17 protein-coding genes and 1 riboswitch are annotated in these 17,040 nt (G+C 64.0%); of the genes, 13 read left to right on the plus strand and 4 right to left on the minus strand.

Annotated elements, in window-relative coordinates:
• Positions 1–211 precede the first annotated feature (211 nt).
• Positions 212–361: riboswitch (FMN riboswitch) on the plus strand.
• Positions 362–456: 95 nt separating this feature from the next.
• The gene (gene ribB, locus AC0IYS_RS21250; RefSeq protein ID WP_471707047.1) at positions 457–1,119 is read left to right on the plus strand and encodes a 3,4-dihydroxy-2-butanone-4-phosphate synthase; all 663 of its coding nucleotides are present in this window, start codon (positions 457–459) and stop codon (positions 1,117–1,119) included.
• A gap of 122 nt (positions 1,120–1,241) precedes the next feature.
• Here the strand turns inward: ribB and AC0IYS_RS21255 are convergent, their stop codons facing one another.
• The gene (locus AC0IYS_RS21255) at positions 1,242–2,606 is read right to left on the minus strand and encodes an MFS transporter (protein ID WP_471707048.1); all 1,365 of its coding nucleotides are present in this window, start codon (positions 2,604–2,606) and stop codon (positions 1,242–1,244) included.
• Between the two features lie 115 nt (positions 2,607–2,721).
• Here AC0IYS_RS21255 and AC0IYS_RS21260 point away from each other — a divergent pair, with 115 nt between their 5' ends.
• From AC0IYS_RS21260 to AC0IYS_RS21285, 6 genes are read left to right on the plus strand one after another with little or no spacing between them, the layout of a single operon-like run.
• On the plus strand, positions 2,722–3,588 hold the full coding sequence (locus tag AC0IYS_RS21260; protein WP_471707049.1) for a LysR family transcriptional regulator: 867 nt from the start codon (positions 2,722–2,724) through the stop codon (positions 3,586–3,588).
• A gap of 52 nt (positions 3,589–3,640) precedes the next feature.
• Positions 3,641–4,429: an MlaE family ABC transporter permease gene (locus tag AC0IYS_RS21265; RefSeq protein ID WP_471707050.1), complete on the plus strand. Its 789-nt coding sequence runs from the start codon at positions 3,641–3,643 to the stop codon at positions 4,427–4,429.
• 21 nt (positions 4,430–4,450) lie between these two features.
• The gene (locus tag AC0IYS_RS21270; protein ID WP_471707051.1) at positions 4,451–5,431 is read left to right on the plus strand and encodes an MlaD family protein; all 981 of its coding nucleotides are present in this window, start codon (positions 4,451–4,453) and stop codon (positions 5,429–5,431) included.
• A complete protein-coding gene (locus AC0IYS_RS21275; protein WP_471707052.1) occupies positions 5,428–6,099 on the plus strand; it encodes a hypothetical protein in 672 nt (223 codons plus the stop codon). Before AC0IYS_RS21270 ends, AC0IYS_RS21275 begins: the two co-directional genes overlap by 4 nt.
• Positions 6,100–6,105: 6 nt before the next feature.
• Positions 6,106–7,086: a nucleoside hydrolase gene (locus tag AC0IYS_RS21280; protein WP_471707053.1), complete on the plus strand. Its 981-nt coding sequence runs from the start codon at positions 6,106–6,108 to the stop codon at positions 7,084–7,086.
• Positions 7,083–7,433: a translation initiation factor Sui1 gene (locus AC0IYS_RS21285; RefSeq protein WP_471707054.1), complete on the plus strand. Its 351-nt coding sequence runs from the start codon at positions 7,083–7,085 to the stop codon at positions 7,431–7,433. The genes AC0IYS_RS21280 and AC0IYS_RS21285 overlap by 4 nt, the downstream gene beginning before the upstream one ends.
• 18 nt (positions 7,434–7,451) lie before the next feature.
• Here the strand turns inward: AC0IYS_RS21285 and AC0IYS_RS21290 are convergent, their stop codons facing one another.
• Positions 7,452–8,720, minus strand: a complete 1,269-nt coding sequence (locus AC0IYS_RS21290) for a DEAD/DEAH box helicase (RefSeq protein WP_471707055.1) — start codon at positions 8,718–8,720, stop codon at positions 7,452–7,454.
• A 117-nt stretch (positions 8,721–8,837) separates the two neighbouring features.
• Between AC0IYS_RS21290 and AC0IYS_RS21295 the strand changes: the two genes are divergently transcribed.
• Positions 8,838–9,812, plus strand: a complete 975-nt coding sequence (locus tag AC0IYS_RS21295) for a dipeptidase (RefSeq protein WP_471707056.1) — start codon at positions 8,838–8,840, stop codon at positions 9,810–9,812.
• A gap of 34 nt (positions 9,813–9,846) precedes the next feature.
• Here the strand turns inward: AC0IYS_RS21295 and AC0IYS_RS21300 are convergent, their stop codons facing one another.
• Positions 9,847–11,688, minus strand: coding sequence for a DUF4153 domain-containing protein (locus AC0IYS_RS21300; RefSeq protein ID WP_471707057.1), 1,842 nt, complete (start codon positions 11,686–11,688; stop codon positions 9,847–9,849).
• Between the two features lie 188 nt (positions 11,689–11,876).
• On the opposite strand from AC0IYS_RS21300, the gene dapC reads away from it, so the two are divergent.
• From dapC to AC0IYS_RS21315, 3 genes are all read left to right on the plus strand, one after another.
• A complete protein-coding gene (gene dapC, locus AC0IYS_RS21305) occupies positions 11,877–13,091 on the plus strand; it encodes a succinyldiaminopimelate transaminase (protein WP_471708915.1) in 1,215 nt (404 codons plus the stop codon).
• A gap of 22 nt (positions 13,092–13,113) precedes the next feature.
• A complete protein-coding gene (gene dapD / locus AC0IYS_RS21310) occupies positions 13,114–13,941 on the plus strand; it encodes a 2,3,4,5-tetrahydropyridine-2,6-dicarboxylate N-succinyltransferase (RefSeq protein WP_315214858.1) in 828 nt (275 codons plus the stop codon).
• Positions 13,942–14,004: 63 nt separating this feature from the next.
• On the plus strand, positions 14,005–15,147 hold the full coding sequence (locus AC0IYS_RS21315) for a PilT/PilU family type 4a pilus ATPase (protein WP_471707058.1): 1,143 nt from the start codon (positions 14,005–14,007) through the stop codon (positions 15,145–15,147).
• Positions 15,148–15,162: 15 nt separating this feature from the next.
• Here AC0IYS_RS21315 and AC0IYS_RS21320 read toward each other — a convergent pair whose 3' ends face one another.
• The gene (locus AC0IYS_RS21320) at positions 15,163–15,336 is read right to left on the minus strand and encodes a hypothetical protein (protein ID WP_471707059.1); all 174 of its coding nucleotides are present in this window, start codon (positions 15,334–15,336) and stop codon (positions 15,163–15,165) included.
• 189 nt (positions 15,337–15,525) lie between these two features.
• On the opposite strand from AC0IYS_RS21320, the gene AC0IYS_RS21325 reads away from it, so the two are divergent.
• Both AC0IYS_RS21325 and dapE read left to right on the plus strand, forming a co-directional pair.
• Positions 15,526–15,879, plus strand: a complete 354-nt coding sequence (locus tag AC0IYS_RS21325) for an ArsC family reductase (protein ID WP_315214850.1) — start codon at positions 15,526–15,528, stop codon at positions 15,877–15,879.
• Positions 15,880–15,899: 20 nt separating this feature from the next.
• Positions 15,900–17,033: a succinyl-diaminopimelate desuccinylase gene (dapE, locus tag AC0IYS_RS21330; protein WP_471707060.1), complete on the plus strand. Its 1,134-nt coding sequence runs from the start codon at positions 15,900–15,902 to the stop codon at positions 17,031–17,033.
• The last annotated feature ends 7 nt before the right edge of the window (positions 17,034–17,040 follow it).

Consider the following 17,040-nt stretch of genomic DNA (forward strand, 5'->3'; position numbering starts at 1 on the left):
TAGTTTGAGCGGGGGCTCCTTGCCCTGCCCCCTACTTGTCCCTGGCCTTGCGCCAGGAAGGAAAACGACAACAACAACGCCCCGGACAGCACCTGCAATTTAATCAATTTCATTCGGCAGACAGTCTAAATAATCGGAAAAAGCCACCTTACACTGAAAATCTTAATTTGGGCTAAAATCCTCGTTCGCCTGCCGGCCGGCAGGCGATAACTTACGTCTTCGGGGCGGGGTGCGATTCCCCACCGGCGGTAAGGCCAGCGATGGCCAAGCCCGCGAGCGCCTTTCCGGCCGATTGGAAAGGGTCAGCAGATCTGGTGCGACTCCAGGGCCGACGGTATAGTCCGGATGAAAGAAGATGTGCGGTGACGCGGCCTGCCGCCCGAGCGATCGGTGCGGCGGGCCGCGCGTATTCGCTTGCCCTGTTGCGTTTTTCGCTATTGCGAGGAGCGTTCCACCATGTTTGACCAAGTATGCGCAGTATCCCCCTACTCCCTTGTTTCGGATGATCTGGAAGGCCGCATCGCCGCCGCTCTGGAGGCCATGCGCGCCGGCGTGCCGGTGATCCTGCTTGACGATTTCGACCGCGAGAATGAGGCCGACCTGATCGTCGCCGCCGAAAAAATCACCGTGCAATCGATGGCGTTGATGATCCGTGAATGCAGCGGCATCGTCTGTCTGTGCCTGAGCGCCGACAAGGTGCGCGCGCTGGAGCTGCCGCCGATGGCCGCCGACAACGGTAGCCGTTACGGCACGCCGTTCACGGTATCGATCGAAGCGCGCGAAGGCGTCACCACCGGTGTCTCCGCGTCCGACCGCGTGACGACGATCCGCACCGCCATCGCCGCCGATGCGCGGCCGGGGGATCTGGTGCATCCCGGGCACGTGTTCCCGTTGCGGGCAACGCCGGGCGGCGTGCTGGCGCGCAAAGGCCATACCGAGGGCTCGGTGGACCTGGCCACGATGGCCGGCCTGCAGCCGGCGGCGGTGCTGTGCGAGTTGATGAACCCGGACGGCACGATGATGCGCGGCGCCGAGATCGAACGCTTCGCCGAGCTGCATGCGATGCCGATCCTGACGATCGCCGAGATGATCGAGTGGCGCAAGAATCGTAACGTCTGATCCACAACGGCAGATGATATACGACGGAGACACGTAGGGCGGATTAGGCGGAACGCCGTAATCCGCCATTTTATGAGCCGCCGACGGCACATGCATGGCGGATTACGCTTCGCTAATCCGCCCTACGTGTCTCCACGAGAAATCATCGGCTTCACATAAAAATACACCAGGGTCAGGGCGACCGCGTAGGCCGCCGACACCAGCCCGAACGCCGCCGGCAAACGCCACGCCCAATCCCCCGTCACGTGCAACACGGTTCCCATCATCGCCACGCCGACCAGCGCGCCGATCTGGCGATTGGCGTTCAACGCGGCGGCGGCGCTGTTGGCATGCGCCTTGCCCGCCACCAGCATCACCGTCGCCGTCATCCCCGGAATCGCGATCCCGATGGCGACGTTCATCACGATAGTCCCCAGCACCAGCAACCAATAAGGCGTCTGCGGCGACAGCCCGGCCAGCATCGCCAGCGCCGCCCCCAACCCCACCAGCAGCCCATATAACATCGGCGGCCGCGTACCCACCCGCGACACAATCGCACCCGATGTCAAATTTCCGATGGCGAAAGCCCCCATCATCGGTATCAGCTTCAATCCAGTGTCCAGCGCATCGGCCCCGCCCTGCTGGATATATAGACTAAGCAAAAACAACTGCCCAAACACCGCAAGGTTGATCAGGAACCCGACCCCATTGGCCGCCGCAAAAGCCGGCGTATCGAACAAGGCGCGCGGCAGCAGCGGATGCGCGCCGGTGCGCTCGCGCACCACCAGCAGCGTCCCGCACACCACAGCGGCGACAACCGCCGCCAGCACCGCCACCGACATCCAGCCCAGCACCGGCCCCTCGATCAGCACAAAACTCAACGCAGCCAGCGCCGCCACACCGAGCGCATGGCTCAACATCGACAACGCGCGCCGATGCGGCGGCGTGGCCGGCGCCAGCATCTGCGTCAGCACGATGCCGGCCAGGCCGATCGGCACATTCACCCAAAAAACGCTGCGCCAGCCGAATGCATGGACCAGCAAACCGCCAACGAGAGGACCGGCGGTCGCCGAGCACCCGACGATCGCGGACCAGGTGCCCAGCATCCGCGCCCGCGTGCCCTGATCCTCGTAGGCGTGCGTCAGCAGGCTGAGAGAACTAGGCATGAACAGCGCATTGCCACTCGGCGCCAGCGCGCACGCCACCGAACCGAGTATGAAAACACTCAGGCCGCCCTGATAGACGTTCTTCGGGCCAAAGCGGTCCGCCAGCGCGCCGCCGGCCAGCAGCAGCGCGGCGAAGGTCAGCGTGTAGCCGTCCACTACCCAAACCAGTCCGGTAAGTGGCACCGACAAACTGACCGAGATATCGGACAAGGCGGTGTTGACCGCAGTGACATCGATCATCGCCATCACAAAGCCGATGGCCAGCGTCATCAGCATCAGCAGCGGGGGGACCTGGCGGGTGGGCGCGGTGACAACCGGGCCGGTGGTGCATTGAGTAGTCATGGAGCGTCCTTCAACGAGATCCGATCCATCTTAGGCCGCTTGCCTGATGCAGTAAATACGCATAATATCGGCGCTCCGATGCAAAAATGCATTCCAATCGACGGGCCGACCGACCATGGACTGGGACAACGCCAGGATTTTCCTCGCCATCTACCGCAAAGGTACGCTGCGCGCGGCCGCCGGCGAACTCAATATCGACCAGGCCACTGTCGGCCGGCGTCTCAACGCGCTGGAGGATTCGCTGGGCGCGCGCCTGTTCCTGCGCACGCCCTCCGGCTACATGGCCACGCCGGCCGGCGAACTGGCCGTCACCGCAGCCGAATCGATGGAGCAGGCGGCGCTGCGGTTTCAGCGCGAAATGCAGGGCATCGACAACCGTCTCTCCGGCGTGGTCCGCGTGACCACGTCGGACACGATGGCGAGCCATTTCGTCATCGACGCCATGCGCCGCCTGCACGAGACGCATCCGGAAATCCGCATCGTCCTCAGCACCGGCACCGAAATCACCAGCCTGACGCGCCGCGAGGCCGACCTGGCCGTGCGCACGCTCAAACCGACCAGCCCTGACCTGATTTCGCGCCATCTCACCAAACGCAGTATGGGTTTGTACGCCACCCAAGGATATCTTAAGCAGCGCGGCATGCCGATACCGGGCAACGGCCTGGCGGGCCATGACATTGTGATCTACCAAAACGCGGTGGCGCCGCGCCACCGGGAGAAAATCTGCCTGGAGCCGATCACCAATGCCCGCGTCGCGATCGAGGTCAATAGCGGCTTGATGCTGCTGGAGGCGGCGCGCAAGGGCATGGGCGTGACCGAACTGCCCTGCCACATGGCCGACGGCGATCCACAGCTCACGCGCATCTGGCCGGACCGGGTCGACCATTACGACGTCTGGCTGGTGATGCACAGGGATTTGAGTCGCAGCGCGCGCGTGCGCGCCGCCGCCGACGCCATCATCGACAGCTTCCCGCCGGCGTAAGGAAGACCATGACGAACACCTGCGCACGCCGTCCCGGTGCTAAGATGCCAACATGAACGCACAAGCATCGACTCCATCCATCTTGCAACGGCTCCACCATGGCGCGGTGGACTGGCTGCAGACGTGGTGGCGGCTGGCGCAGTTCGCGGTGCTGATGCTCTCCGTGGCACTCACGCCGGCCACCTACGGCCGCGCCAACCGCCCCGTGCTGGCGCGCCATCTGGTGGCCGACACGGTGCCCAACCTGGCGTGGTTCGGCGTGTTGTCCGCGTTGGTCAGCCTGGTGCTGATCCGGATCGTGGTGGTCACCTCGCTCAGCTACGGTCTGTCGCGCTTCGCGCTGGAGATGGTGGTCCGGGTGCTGGTGCTGGAGCTGATTCCATTGACCGCCGCCGCCTTCGTCGCCTTGCGTACCACTTTACCGGCCGGCCTGGAGTTCTCGCAAGGGCGCGGCGCCGGTACCGTCGCCACGGTACAGGAACTGAGTGGCGAATTTTTCCCGCGCGTGGCCGCCGGCGTCTTCGCCGTCTGGATGCTGGCCGCCGTCAGCTGCGTGCTGACCCTGATCCTGGCCTATCTGACGTTGTACGGTTTCACGCCTTGGGCGCTGACCGGCTACACGCGCGTGGTCGGCCAGGTGTTCAACCCCGCCGTCACGCTGATATTGGTGCTGAAGGTGGTGTTCTTCAGCTTTGCCGTCGGCTTGATCCCGATGGCGTCCTCGTTCTACTTCGGCGGCAATTACCGCGTCAAGGTCACGCACGGCCTGTCGGACATGGTGCGGCTGTTCGCCATGATCCTCCTCATCGAAGTCGCCTCACTGATGGGCAACTACTACTAAGCGGCGATAGCCCGAAAAACCATGACTGAACAACCAACCCAAACAACCCACACCGCGCCGCCAGTGCGCAACGCCGAACTCAAAGCCGCCGTGCTATTGGTGATCATGGTGCTGCTGGTCGCCGGCGCGGGGGTCTATCTGCTGTACGCGCGCGGCGCCTTCGAATCGACGCAAACGCTGTTCCTGGAGGCGGATGACTCCGAAGGTGTTGTCGTCGGCATGGATGTCACCTTCGCCGGCTTCCCGATCGGGCGCGTGCGCCGCATCGAATTGAGCAAGGAAGGCAAGGCCCGCATCGTCGTCGACGTGCCGCGCGACGACGCGCACTGGCTGCGCAAGTCCAGCATCTTTACCTTGGAGCGCGGGCTGGTGGGCGGCGCCAAGCTGCGCGCGTTCACCGGCATTCCGGCCGACCCGCCGCTTGAGGAAGGGGCAGCGCGCGCGCTGCTGGTGGGCGACCCGGGGGCCGAAATTCCGCGCCTGCTGGCCACGGCGCGCGACCTGCTGGAAAACCTCAACACGCTGACGGCGGAAAATTCCGCGCTCGCTGCCAGCCTGGCCAACATCCAGGGCGTGACCGGAAAACTCAATGGACCGTCCGGCGCCATGGGACTGATCGCAGGCGACGACAAAAATGCGCAGCAGTTGACCGAGCGCGCCAACAAGCTGCTGGTCACGGTCAACGCTTTGGCCACCAAGGCCGATAGCCTGATCGGCCACGCGGACACCCAGGTCTTCGGGCCGCAAGGCGTGGTGACCGATGCGCAGGCCACCATCGTCCAGCTGAACGGATTGCTGGCCGACGCCCGCAACAGCCTGAAAAAGATGGACGCGGTGCTGGTGGAGGCGCAAGCCGTCGGCGCCAACGCCAAGGAAGCCACCGCCGATCTGGGTACGCTGCGCGCGGAGGTGGAAAGCAGCCTGCGGCGGGTCGAACAACTGGTCAACGAAATCAATAAGAAGTGGCCGTTCAAACGCGATACGGAGATCAAACTGCCATGAAAAGTACCGCTCCGCTGATCGCCGCCGCCATGTCCGTGGCCGCCCTGCTGGCCGCCTGCGGCAACAACCCGCCGGTGCCGGACTGGCAGATGAACGCCCAAAGCTCGATAGAGCGCTCCACCGCCGCCTACATGACCGGCAACGCCCGCGTCGAGGAAGCCGAATACAAACGCGCCCGCGACGCGCTGGGCAGCACCGGCAAGGTCGACCTGATCATCCGTGCCGAATTGATACGCTGCGCCGCCCGCGTGGCGTCGCTCGTTTTCGAGGACTGCGCCGGTTTCGACAAGCTGGCGGCGGACGCCAGTCCAGCAGACCGCGCCTACGACGCCTATCTGTCCGGCCGCGCCACCGCGGCAGATGCCGCGCTCTTGCCGGCGCAGCACCAACCGGTAGCATCGGCGTCCACCGACACGGCCGCCGCCGGCGCCGCGCAGGCGATCGCGGACCCGCTATCTAAACTGGTCGCGTCCGGCGTGCTGCTGCGCGCGAACAAGGCCACGCCGGCGGTGCTGGCCGACGCCGTGGAAACCGCATCGGCGCAAGGCTGGCGCCGTCCGCTGCTGGCGTGGCTGGGCGTGCAGGCCATGCGCGCCGAGCAAGCCGGAGACGCCGCCGAAGCCCAGCGCATCAAACGCCGCATCGACCTGATCGCCAATAAAACCTGATTACGAATGACTTATTCCCTATCCCGACCGCTGCGCGGCCTGCTATCCATAGTCGCGCTGTCGTGCGCCATGCTGGCGCCGCCGGCCCATTCCGCCGACAAGATCAAGGTCATCGTCGACATGGATATCGGCGACGACATCGACGATTCCTTCGCACTCGCGCTGCTGCTGCAAAGCCCGGAGATCGAGATCGTCGGCATCACCACCGCGTGGGGCGACACCGCGCTGCGCGCGCAGCTGCTGGAGCGCATGCTGCGCGAAACGGGCCACTCCGGCATCCCGGTCGCACAGGGCATCGCCAGCACCGGCAATCCACAGCCGTTCACGCAGGCGCGCTACGCCCGGCGCGGCACGCTGACGGCCAAGGTGGCGGCGGTGGACTTCCTGCTGGATCAGATCAAACGACAGCCCGGCCAGATCACGCTGCTGGCGCTTGGTCCGCTGACCAACGTTGGCGCCGCCATCGAGCGCGACCCCGCCACTTTCGGTAAGCTGAAACAGGTGGCGATGATGGGCGGCTCGGTGCGCGCCGGCTACCGCAAATCGCAGTACGTGCCGGCGCGGCCCGCGGACAAGGAATACAACATCGCTTCCGATATCGGCGGCGCGCAAAAGCTGTTCACATCCGGCGTGCCGATCGTGATGATGCCGCTCGACTCGACGCAGATACGCCTCGATGAAGTCGAGCGCAACGCGCTGCTCGGCCACGGCTCGCCCGTCACGGACGCGCTGGCGCTGATGTACCACCAGTGGATCGACGCCTACCAGCCCTGGTCGAGCAATATGCCGTCGCTGTTCGACGTGGTGCCGGTGACGTGGCTGATCGATCCCGCAACGTGCCCCACCACGCCGCTGCGCATCGTCGTCAGCGACGACGGCTACACCCGCGAGGAAGCCGGCAAGCCGAATGCGGCGGTCTGCCTGGCGTCCGATCAAAAACGCTTCTTCAGCATCCTGATGCCGCGACTGCTGGAGGACAAGCCATGAGCACCCGCCTCGTTTATTCGAGCGAGACGGGCCGCATCTGCCCCGATTGCGGCAAGCCGCTGGCCGATTGCGTCTGCAAGACGGCCGCCAAAGCCAAGCCAGCGGGCGACGGCAACGTCAAGGTGTCGCGTGAGTCCAAGGGACGTGGCGGCAAAACCGTCACCTTGGTCAAGGGGCTGGCGCTCGACGCCATCGCCCTGGCCCTGCTGGGCAAGCAGCTGCGCGGCGCTTGCGGCTCCGGTGGCACCGTCAAGGATGGCGTGATCGAGATCCAGGGCGATCACTGCGACCTGGTGATGGAAACGCTGAAAAAACAGGGCCACAAACCCAAACGCACCGGCGGCTAGGGCTGAATTGCGGACGTTTTACTCGCCGGAAGTCTCGCCACCCTCACGGGCAGCCGCTTCGCGCAGCTTGTCCTTCTTGCTCTTGCGCTTGCCCTTGATGCCGCCGTTGACCGTATCGGTGACCGAACCGGCCGCCGGCGGGGGCAGCGTCTCCACCGGTTCGAAGCCGGCGATCCGCTCGCGCGGCAGCAGAATATCCTGGCGCTTCTCGATCAACCGGAAATGCTGCTCGGTCTCGGCGCTGACGAAGCTGATCGCCACACCGCTCTCGCCGGCGCGGCCGGTGCGGCCGATGCGGTGGGTGTAGTCGACGGCGGAACGCGGCAAGTCGTAGTTGACCACCGCCGGCAGGCGCGCGATGTCGATGCCGCGCGCGGCGACGTCGGTCGCCACCAGCACCTGCAAGCGGCTGGCCTTGAAATCGCCCAGCACCTCGGTGCGCGCACCCTGGCTGAATTCCCCATGGAAGGCGCCGGCGCGGATGCCGTTGCGATTCAATTTGTCGGCCACGTGTTCCGCCGCGTACTTGGTGGCGACGAACACCAGCACCCTGCTCCACTTTTGCTCCTGGATCAGATGCTTGAGCAGCATGGTACGGCGCGACACGTCGACCATGATCGCGCGCTGGGCGATATCCGGCTTGCTCAACGGCTCGGACAGCACTTCGATACGGGTCGGTTGATTCAGCATGCTGTCGGCCAGCGCCTGCACCGCCGGCGGGAACGTCGCCGAGAAAAACAGGTTCTGGCGCTGCTTCGGCAGCAGTTCCAGTATCCGGTTCAACTCCTCGCTGAAGCCCAGGTCCAGCAGGCGGTCCGCCTCGTCCAGCACCAGCATCGCCGTGCGCGATATCTTCAACGCATTATGGTCGATCAGATCCAGCAGGCGGCCAGGCGTGGCGATGACGATGTCGGCGCCGCCGCGCAGCGCCATCATCTGCGGATTGATCGACACCCCGCCGAACACGATCGACACCTTGACCTGCATCGACAGGTGCGACGCCAGCTTGCGCACCGATTCGCCCACCTGCGCCGCCAGCTCGCGGGTCGGCACCAGGATCAGGCCATGCAGCTGGCGCGGACCGCTGCGGTTGTCCAGCAACGCCTGCAACAGCGGCAGCGCGAAGGCTGCGGTTTTGCCGGAACCCGTCTGCGCCGCGCCCAGCACGTCTTCGCCACGCAAAATGGCGGGAATGGCGGCGCTCTGGATCGCCGTCGGCTCCAGATAGCCGATTTCGGTGACCGCGTTGATCAGGGAGGGAGCAAGGCCCAGCGAAGCAAATGACATGTTGGCCTATGAAGTAAGCGTGTGAATTGGCCGACAGTATAAAGCATGCGCGGGCGCCAGCCCTTGGCAGGCGGCGCCGTTCTCGGGTAGAGTGAGCTTTTCGACAAAGAAAACCATATGATCAATTGGGATGCCCACGTTTGCCTGCCGCAGCACCCGCACGCCGACTTCACGCCCGTGCGCCAGCTGCACGCGGCCGGCGTGAACTATGTGTCGCTGAACGTGGGGGCCGATATGAATCCGGTGTCGCAGGTCATGTCCGTGATCGCCGGCTACCGCGCCACCATCGCCGCCGAACCGGAACGCTATACGCTGGTCTCCAGCGTGGACGACATCATCAAGGCGGCCGCCGACGGCCGCATGGCCATCACCTTCGACCTGGAAGGCGCCATGCCGCTGCTGGACCAGCCGGAAATGGTGGCGCTGTATGCGCAACTGGGCGTGCGCCAGATCCACCTCGCCTACAACCGCAACAACACTGTGGCCGACGGCTGCCACGACCTGCCGCGCGGCCTGACTCCCCTCGGGCATAGCATGGTGGCTGCGATCAACGATGCGGGCATACTGATGGACTGTTCGCACACGGGCCGCATGTGCAGCCTCGATATCATGGCCGCGTCGTCCAAGCCGGTGATTTTCAGCCATACCAACGCCTACACACTGGTTCCGCATGGGCGCAACGTCACCGACGAGCAAATCCGCGCCTGCGCCGAAACCGGCGGTGTGGTGTGCGTGTCGGGCCTGTCGTGGTTTGTCGGCGCCGACAACCCTGGAGCGGACGACGTCGCACGCCACGTCGCCTATATCGCCGATCTGGTAGGGGTGGCGCACGCCGGCATCGGCCTCGATCTGTGCTTCCAGCAGGCGGGCCTGGACGATACGCCGCCGGGCGAATTCGATCCGGCCCACTGGTGGCCGGCATCGGCCGGGTACCGCGCCGACAAACCGCCAACGTTCACGCCGCCGGAAGTCTGGCGCGAACTGGCCGCCGCCCTGCGCAAGGTCGGCATGAGCGACGCGGACACCGCCCTGGTCATGGGCCGCAACATGATGCGCGTGGCCCAGCAGGTATGGCGCCAGGCGCAACGCTGACTTAGCACTGCGGCTGACTCGTTACGCGGCTGCGCTACTTGATCGCCTTACAGCCGGCTTCGGGCGACACGGGGAGCATGGTCAGCCCTATTCGCTGACCGGCGACCTCCAGTTCCCGAACCTTGGGCTCAACCACGCTAAAGGTGCCGGCTTTGAGTTTTTCAAGCAGAGGTTTGCAGCGCGAATATTGATAGTTGATGGTGCCGATCAAAGCCCAACTGCCATCGGGGCGCTGGGCCATCAGCGCGTTGTCGCCGCTAGCGACGTCGATTAGAAGCACTTCGTCGATGCCATCGCCGGTCATATCGATCATGAAGCCGTCGCAGCGGCCCTTTTTACTGTTCAGGCAATCTGGCTTGGCTTCGTCGACGACCGCCTCCCACTTCTGCGATACAAAACTGGCGGGCAGCTTGGCCCCCGCAGGCCACGCGGTGACATTTTCCTCGACCGAGATCGGCACCGCCGCGAGCTTGATGCCGGTCCAGCGCTGATTGTCGGCCAGCGCCAGCACCAGCGCGGCCTCCCGGCGTACCGATGCGGCGTCGGAGCCGGTGGACCACTGTTTCAGCCGCTCCAGGGCTTCTTTGCCGTAGCGCCCACCCTCGAAGCGCAGATAGCGGAAGTCGAACTTGCCGACCGCCGTTTTGCCGCTCTCGAGCCGCGCCATCTGGCTATTGACCGATATGCGCGCCGGATCGGCGATCGGCGAAAACAGCGCCAGCATCACCGCGATCGTCAAGAAGGCCGCCGCGACATTGACGGCCGCGAGGGGGCGCAGCCAGGTGTCGTATTGATACGCCGCCCACGCGTAGCCGATCGCGTAGCAGCTGGCCACCAGCAGGCAGGCCGCCGCGATGATGCGGTCGGTGGTCCAGCCGTACTGCGCCACCCGCAGCGCGAGCGCGTAGATGCCGATGACGGTCAGCGGGAAGATCAGGATGCAGGCTGCGCGTGTGCTCAGTCTCACGATCGTCTGGACGCCGGCCACCGCCTCCCCGTTCTGGAACGCGGCGTTGATCAACACCACCAGCACCACCACTGCCGACAACAGCACGGACGTGGCATGCCGCGTCTCCCACAACGCCTGCAGGCCGGTGAACGGCAGGCTGCATAGGAAGCCGGTGACGATGATCGCCGCCACCGGCAAGATCCACGACATCAGCACCAGCAGCAACGTGCGGATGCCGCGCACAATGGCCGGCCGCACGTCGGTGATGTGCATGGCGCACGAAAAGGCGGTGAAGACGACCGGCACATTGAACCAAGCCTCCCTGAGCAGCTCCTCCAGGAAGGTCAACTTGATCAACTTGAACAGCGCGCCACCCATGAACAGCACCATGAACAGCGCGCCGACGAAGAACATCGAAAACAACAGCTGCACGCCGAGCTTCCACGCGATTTCGAAATAGGTACCGTAACCGGCCACCCGGCGTCGATCATGGACGCCGGCTAGCACCAGCGACTGCGCAATGAAGAAAAACGGAACGCTGCACAACGCCAGTATCTGCGACGGCGAGTAGACGCGCCGCTCCGCCCAATTATCGAACATCGGGTAGCCATGGTGGCCGCGCCAGGCGTCGTGCAGCGCCATCGCCAGAATGACCAGCGACGCCGTCGCCAGCCAGGCCGCAGCCTTGCGCGCCGGCATATGGCCGATGCTGGACACCAGCAGTACCGGCAGGAACAGCGCCAGCATCATCAACGGCACCGCCAAATACGGGGCCGTGGCCGGCCACACGCCATCCTTGCCGGCGCGGTAAAGCCAATACAGCAGCACGCCCTGCAGCAGTCCCGTGATCAGCCTCGCGGCCATTACACGCCGGCTGACGCTTGTACCGAGCGCCATCTCGTCCCGCTCCACCGCCGAAAGCTCCATGATTCGTCCTCTTATTACTGTGTGTGCTGTCAATGCGACGAGTATCGCATGATTGGCAATCCCGCCATGTTAACTGTTTGGCACTGATGACAAAGCGGCCAGGCCGCGAATGACCCAAGCGCGCCATAGGCGCTATAATGCCTGGCCTACGCCGTTCCTATTTCAACGATCCGCACCCGGTCCGCCACGTGAATCCACATCTCGAAAAGCTGCAACCCTATCCGTTCGAAAAGCTGCGCCAGTTGTTTGCGCAGGTCAGCGCCAGCCCAAGCCACAAGGCGATCAGCCTTGGCATGGGCGAACCCAAACATCCGACGCCGGCTTTCATCCAGCAGGCGCTGATCGATAATATCGACGGCCTGGCCAACTACCCGACCACCATCGGCTCGGACGCGCTGCGTGGCGCCATCGCCGGCTGGCTGGAGCGCCGCTACGGCCTGCCGGCCCTGAATCCGGCCACCCAGGTGCTGCCGGTGAACGGCTCGCGCGAGGCGCTGTTCGCGCTGGCGCAGACGGTGATCGATCCGGCGGCGAAGTCGCTGGTGGTGTGTCCCAACCCGTTTTACCAGATCTACGAAGGCGCCGCCTACCTGGCCGGCGCCGAGCCGTACTTCGTCAACTCCGACCCGGCCCGCAATTTCGGCTGCGACTACGATAGCATCCCGGCCTCGGTCTGGGAACGCGTGTCGCTGCTGTTCCTGTGCTCCCCCGGCAATCCGACCGGCGCCGTGCTGACACTGACCGACTGGGAGAACCTGTTCGCCCTGTCCGAGCGCTATAACTTCATCATCGCCGCCGACGAGTGCTACTCGGAGATTTTCCACGGCGAGCAAGCGCCCCTGGGCGCGCTGGAAGCGGCCCACACCCTGGGCCTGTCGACCGTCGAGAAGCCTTACGCGCGCCTGGTGGTGTTCAGCAGCCTGTCGAAGCGCTCCAATGTGCCGGGCATGCGCTCGGGCTTTGTGGCCGGCGACGCCGACGTGCTGAAAAAATTCCTGTTGTACCGCACCTATCACGGCGGAGCCATGAGCCCTTCCGTGCAAGCTGCCTCGATCGCGGCCTGGAACGACGAAACCCACGTCGAACAGAACCGCGAAAAATACCGCGCGAAATTCAACGCCATCACGCCGCTGCTGCAAGAGGTGCTGACGGTGGAACTGCCGGACGCCGGCTTCTACCTGTGGGCGGACGTCAGCCGCACCGGCCTGTCGGACACCGAATTCGCGCAGCGCCTGTACGCCGAATATAATGTCACGGTACTGCCGGGCAGCTATCTGGCGCGCGACGCGCACGGCGCCAATCCGGGCCGCAACCGCATCCGCATGGCGCTCGTCGCCGAGACGGTAGAAGGCTTGGAAGCGGCCAAGCGCATCGTCCAATTCTGCAAGTCCATCAACAAATAATCACCACATAATTGAGCAAATCATGACCCAACAACTCCAGCAAATCATCGACCAGGCATGGGAAGACCGTGCCAACATCAACCCGGCCAACGGCGCCGCCGAACTGCGCGACGCCGTCTCGCACGTGATCGCGGGCCTGGACGCCGGCACCATCCGCGTGGCCGAAAAAACCAGCGGCGACTGGGTTGTCAACCAGTGGGTCAAGAAGGCCGTGCTGCTGTCCTTCCGCCTGGAGAACAACGTGGTCATGCCATCCGACGGCACCATGCAGTTCTACGACAAGGTACCGACCAAGTTCGCCAACTACACGCCTGAAGATTTCGCCAAGGGCGGCTTCCGCGTTGTGCCGCCGGCAGTTGCGCGCCGTGGCTCTTTCATCGCCAAGAACGTGGTGCTGATGCCTTCTTACGTGAACATCGGCGCCTACGTCGATGAAGGCGCGATGGTCGACACCTGGGCCACGGTCGGTTCGTGCGCGCAGATCGGCAAGAACGTCCACCTGTCCGGCGGCGTCGGCATCGGCGGCGTGCTGGAACCGATGCAAGCCAATCCGACCATCATCGAAGACAACTGCTTCATCGGCGCCCGTTCGGAAATCGTCGAAGGCGTGATCGTCGAAGAGAACTCGGTGATCTCGATGGGCGTGTACATCGGCCAATCGACCAAGATCTACGACCGCGCCACCGGCGAAGTGACTTACGGCCGCGTGCCTGCCGGTTCGGTGGTCGTCTCGGGCAACCTGCCATCGGAAGACGGCAAGTACTCGCTGTACTGCGCCGTCATCGTCAAACGCGTGGACGCCAAAACCCGCGCCAAGACCGGCATCAACGAACTGCTGCGCGGTATCTAAACGCGTCCCCGGCAGGTGCCGGCATGCCGGCACCTGCACGCCTGTGATTTTGAGGAGCGCATCATGGCCATGGACCGCCTGTTCCAGCTGATGAAGGAAAAAAACGCGTCGGACATGTTCTTCGCGGTGAATTCGCCGGTACACATCAAAATCAACGGCAACCTCATTCCCATCAACCAGCAGAAGCTCGAACCGGGCAACATCGAATCCATGCTGGCCGAAATCGCCTCTCCGGCGCAGATGGACGAACTGGCGGCCACCAATGAGCTCAATATGGGCGTATCGGTGGCAAACCTGGGCCGCTTCCGGCTGTCCGCCTTCAAGCAGCGCGGCTCCACCTCCGCCGTGATCCGCTTCGTCCCCGCCTCCATCCCCGTATTGGCCGATCTGGGACTGCCACCGGTGCTATCGGACCTGATCATGGAAAAGCGCGGCCTGCTGCTGCTGGTCGGCTCGACCGGCTCCGGCAAGTCGACCACCATCGCCTCGATGCTGGACTACCGCAACGAACTGCGCTCGGGCCACATCCTGACGCTCGAAGACCCGATCGAGTACCTGTTCAAGAATAAGAAGTCGATCGTCAACCAGCGCGAGATCGGCAGCGACGCCAAGGATTTCGCCACCGCGCTGCGCAATTCGATGCGCCAGGCGCCGGACTGCATCCTGATCGGCGAGATCCGCGACAAGGAGACCATGGCGGCGGCGCTGGCCTACGCGCAGTCGGGCCATCTGGTGCTGGCCACCCTGCACGCCAACAACAGCTATAACGCGCTAAACCGTATTATCAGTTTCTACCCGATCGAAAACCGCGCCGCGCTGCTGCAGGACCTGTCGTCGACGGTCAAGGCGATCGTCTCGCAGCGGCTGGTCCGTTCGATCAACGGCGGCGCCCGCACGGCGGCGGTGGAAGTGATGGTCAATACCCGCTACATCTCGGACTTGATCGAAAAAGGCGACATCGGCCAGATCAAGGAAGCGATGGAGAAAAGCCTGTCGCCCGGCTCGCAGTCGTTCGAGCTGGCCTTGCTCAAGCTGGTGCAAGATGGTTTGATCAGCCAGGAGGAGGCGCTGGCCAACGCCGATTCGGCCACCAACCTGCTGTGGCTACTGAATAATGGCCCCGACAGCAAAGCCGCCAAGGCCGAACCGGAGGCGAAGACGCCTCCGGACGAGGCGTCCTTCACCGAGTTCACGCTCAATACCTGACCCGGACACCCCGGGTCAGCGACGCGGCTGCGGGTCGGCCGGCGCAACGCAATCATCGGTGGACGGCACCAAACCCCAACCAAGCTGCCGGCGGATATCCCCGGTCGACGGCGGCGAGCACTGTTGCGTCAACCGCTCGCTCATATACTGACGGATCTGTTCTTTGGTCGGCTTGTTCGGCAATTCCATCCCACGGCTCCTGGTAGTTGTACGACAACCGATCCATATTAGGCAGCGTATCGGCCGACCACCAATGCCAATTCGATAAGTAGCAATATCAAATTGTTATACCAGCGTGGCATCCGCGCGGCGCCGCGCCGTATCCTCCACCTGCGGCCCATGGTATTCTGTCGGCCTTTCGCCCGACACCGCACGCACATGAAAACCACCCTTTACGGCATCCCCAACTGCGACACCGTCAAAAAAGCCCGCGTATGGCTGGCCGACCAGCAGCAGGAGTTTACCTTTCACGACTTCAAGAAGCAGGGACTGACCCGCGAAATCGTCGCCGGCTGGCTCAAACACCTGTCGCGCGATGTGCTGGTGAATAAAAAAGGCACGACCTGGCGCGCCCTGTCCGACGAGCGCAAGGCCTCAATCGTGGATGACGAATCGGCCATCGCGCTGATGCTGGAGAACCCTTCGGTGATCAAGCGCCCGGTGCTGGACAAGGACGGCACGTTCGCCGTCAGCTTCTCCGATGCCCAGTACAAGCAAATTTTCAATCTCTGATTTCCACTATTACCTCCATCATGACACCTTCCAAGACCCTGGCGCTGACCGAAAAACTGATCGCCCTCTCCTCTGTCACTCCGGACGACAAGGGCTGCCAGAAGCACCTGATCGATTTGCTGTCGCCGCTGGGCTTTGTCTGCGAGGTGATCGAATCGAACGGCGTAACCAATCTGTGGGCGCGCAAGGGCACGACCGCGCCGCTGCTGGTGTTCGCGGGCCACACCGACGTGGTGCCCACAGGCCCGGTCGAGCAATGGCGCTCGCAGCCCTTCACCCCGACCCACCGCGACGGCAAGCTGTATGGACGCGGCGCCGCCGACATGAAAACCTCGATCGCCGCCTTCGTCGTCGCCTGCGAGGAGTTCATCGCCGCCCACGCCGACCACAAAGGCTCGATCGCCTTCCTGATCACCAGCGACGAGGAAGGCCCGGCCACCGACGGCACGGTCATCGTCTGCAATATGCTCAAGGAACGCGGCGAGACGCTGGACTACTGCATCGTCGGCGAGCCGACCTCCAACGAAACGCTGGGCGACGTGATCAAAAACGGCCGCCGCGGCTCGCTGTCGGGTAAATTGACGGTCAAGGGCGTGCAAGGCCACATCGCCTACCCGCAGCTGGCCAAGAACCCGATCCACCTGGCCGCGCCGGCGCTGGCCGAACTGGTGGCCGAGGTTTGGGACTCGGGTAACGAGTACTATCTGCCGACGTCATGGCAAATGTCCAACATCAACGGCGGCACGGGCGCGAACAACGTCATCCCCGGCGAGATGGTCATCGACTTCAACTTCCGCTTCTCGACCGCCAGCACCCACGAGGAACTCAAGCGCCGCGTGCACGCCATCCTCGACAAGCACGATCTGCATTACGACCTGAAATGGGCGCTGAGCGGCCTGCCGTTCCTGACCCCGCGCGGCACCCTGAGCGACGCGCTGTCGGCGGCGATCAAGTCCGAAACCGGCGTGGACACCGAACTGTCGACCACCGGCGGCACCTCGGATGGACGCTTTATCGCTCAGATCTGCCCCCAAGTGATAGAATTCGGGCCTCCCAACGCAAGTATCCACAAGATCGACGAGCATATCGAGCTGCGTTTTGTCGATCCGCTGAAGAATATCTATCGCCGTACACTGGAAAACCTGCTGGCCTGATTTACCG

This window comes from Duganella sp. AC237 (assembly GCF_979254035.1).

Coding starts and splice junctions, on each gene's coding strand:
- AC0IYS_RS21295 (WP_471707056.1), top strand. CDS start 8,838: ATGATCAATTGGGATGCCCACGTTTGCCTGCCGCAGCACCCGCACGCC.
- AC0IYS_RS21290 (WP_471707055.1), bottom strand. CDS start 8,720: ATGTCATTTGCTTCGCTGGGCCTTGCTCCCTCCCTGATCAACGCGGTC.
- AC0IYS_RS21285 (WP_471707054.1), top strand. CDS start 7,083: ATGAGCACCCGCCTCGTTTATTCGAGCGAGACGGGCCGCATCTGCCCC.
- AC0IYS_RS21255 (WP_471707048.1), bottom strand. CDS start 2,606: ATGACTACTCAATGCACCACCGGCCCGGTTGTCACCGCGCCCACCCGC.
- dapD (WP_315214858.1), top strand. CDS start 13,114: ATGACCCAACAACTCCAGCAAATCATCGACCAGGCATGGGAAGACCGT.
- AC0IYS_RS21270 (WP_471707051.1), top strand. CDS start 4,451: ATGACTGAACAACCAACCCAAACAACCCACACCGCGCCGCCAGTGCGC.
- dapE (WP_471707060.1), top strand. CDS start 15,900: ATGACACCTTCCAAGACCCTGGCGCTGACCGAAAAACTGATCGCCCTC.
- ribB (WP_471707047.1), top strand. CDS start 457: ATGTTTGACCAAGTATGCGCAGTATCCCCCTACTCCCTTGTTTCGGAT.
- AC0IYS_RS21325 (WP_315214850.1), top strand. CDS start 15,526: ATGAAAACCACCCTTTACGGCATCCCCAACTGCGACACCGTCAAAAAA.
- AC0IYS_RS21265 (WP_471707050.1), top strand. CDS start 3,641: ATGAACGCACAAGCATCGACTCCATCCATCTTGCAACGGCTCCACCAT.
- AC0IYS_RS21280 (WP_471707053.1), top strand. CDS start 6,106: ATGACTTATTCCCTATCCCGACCGCTGCGCGGCCTGCTATCCATAGTC.
- AC0IYS_RS21275 (WP_471707052.1), top strand. CDS start 5,428: ATGAAAAGTACCGCTCCGCTGATCGCCGCCGCCATGTCCGTGGCCGCC.
- AC0IYS_RS21300 (WP_471707057.1), bottom strand. CDS start 11,688: ATGGAGCTTTCGGCGGTGGAGCGGGACGAGATGGCGCTCGGTACAAGC.
- AC0IYS_RS21260 (WP_471707049.1), top strand. CDS start 2,722: ATGGACTGGGACAACGCCAGGATTTTCCTCGCCATCTACCGCAAAGGT.
- AC0IYS_RS21320 (WP_471707059.1), bottom strand. CDS start 15,336: ATGGAATTGCCGAACAAGCCGACCAAAGAACAGATCCGTCAGTATATG.
- AC0IYS_RS21315 (WP_471707058.1), top strand. CDS start 14,005: ATGGCCATGGACCGCCTGTTCCAGCTGATGAAGGAAAAAAACGCGTCG.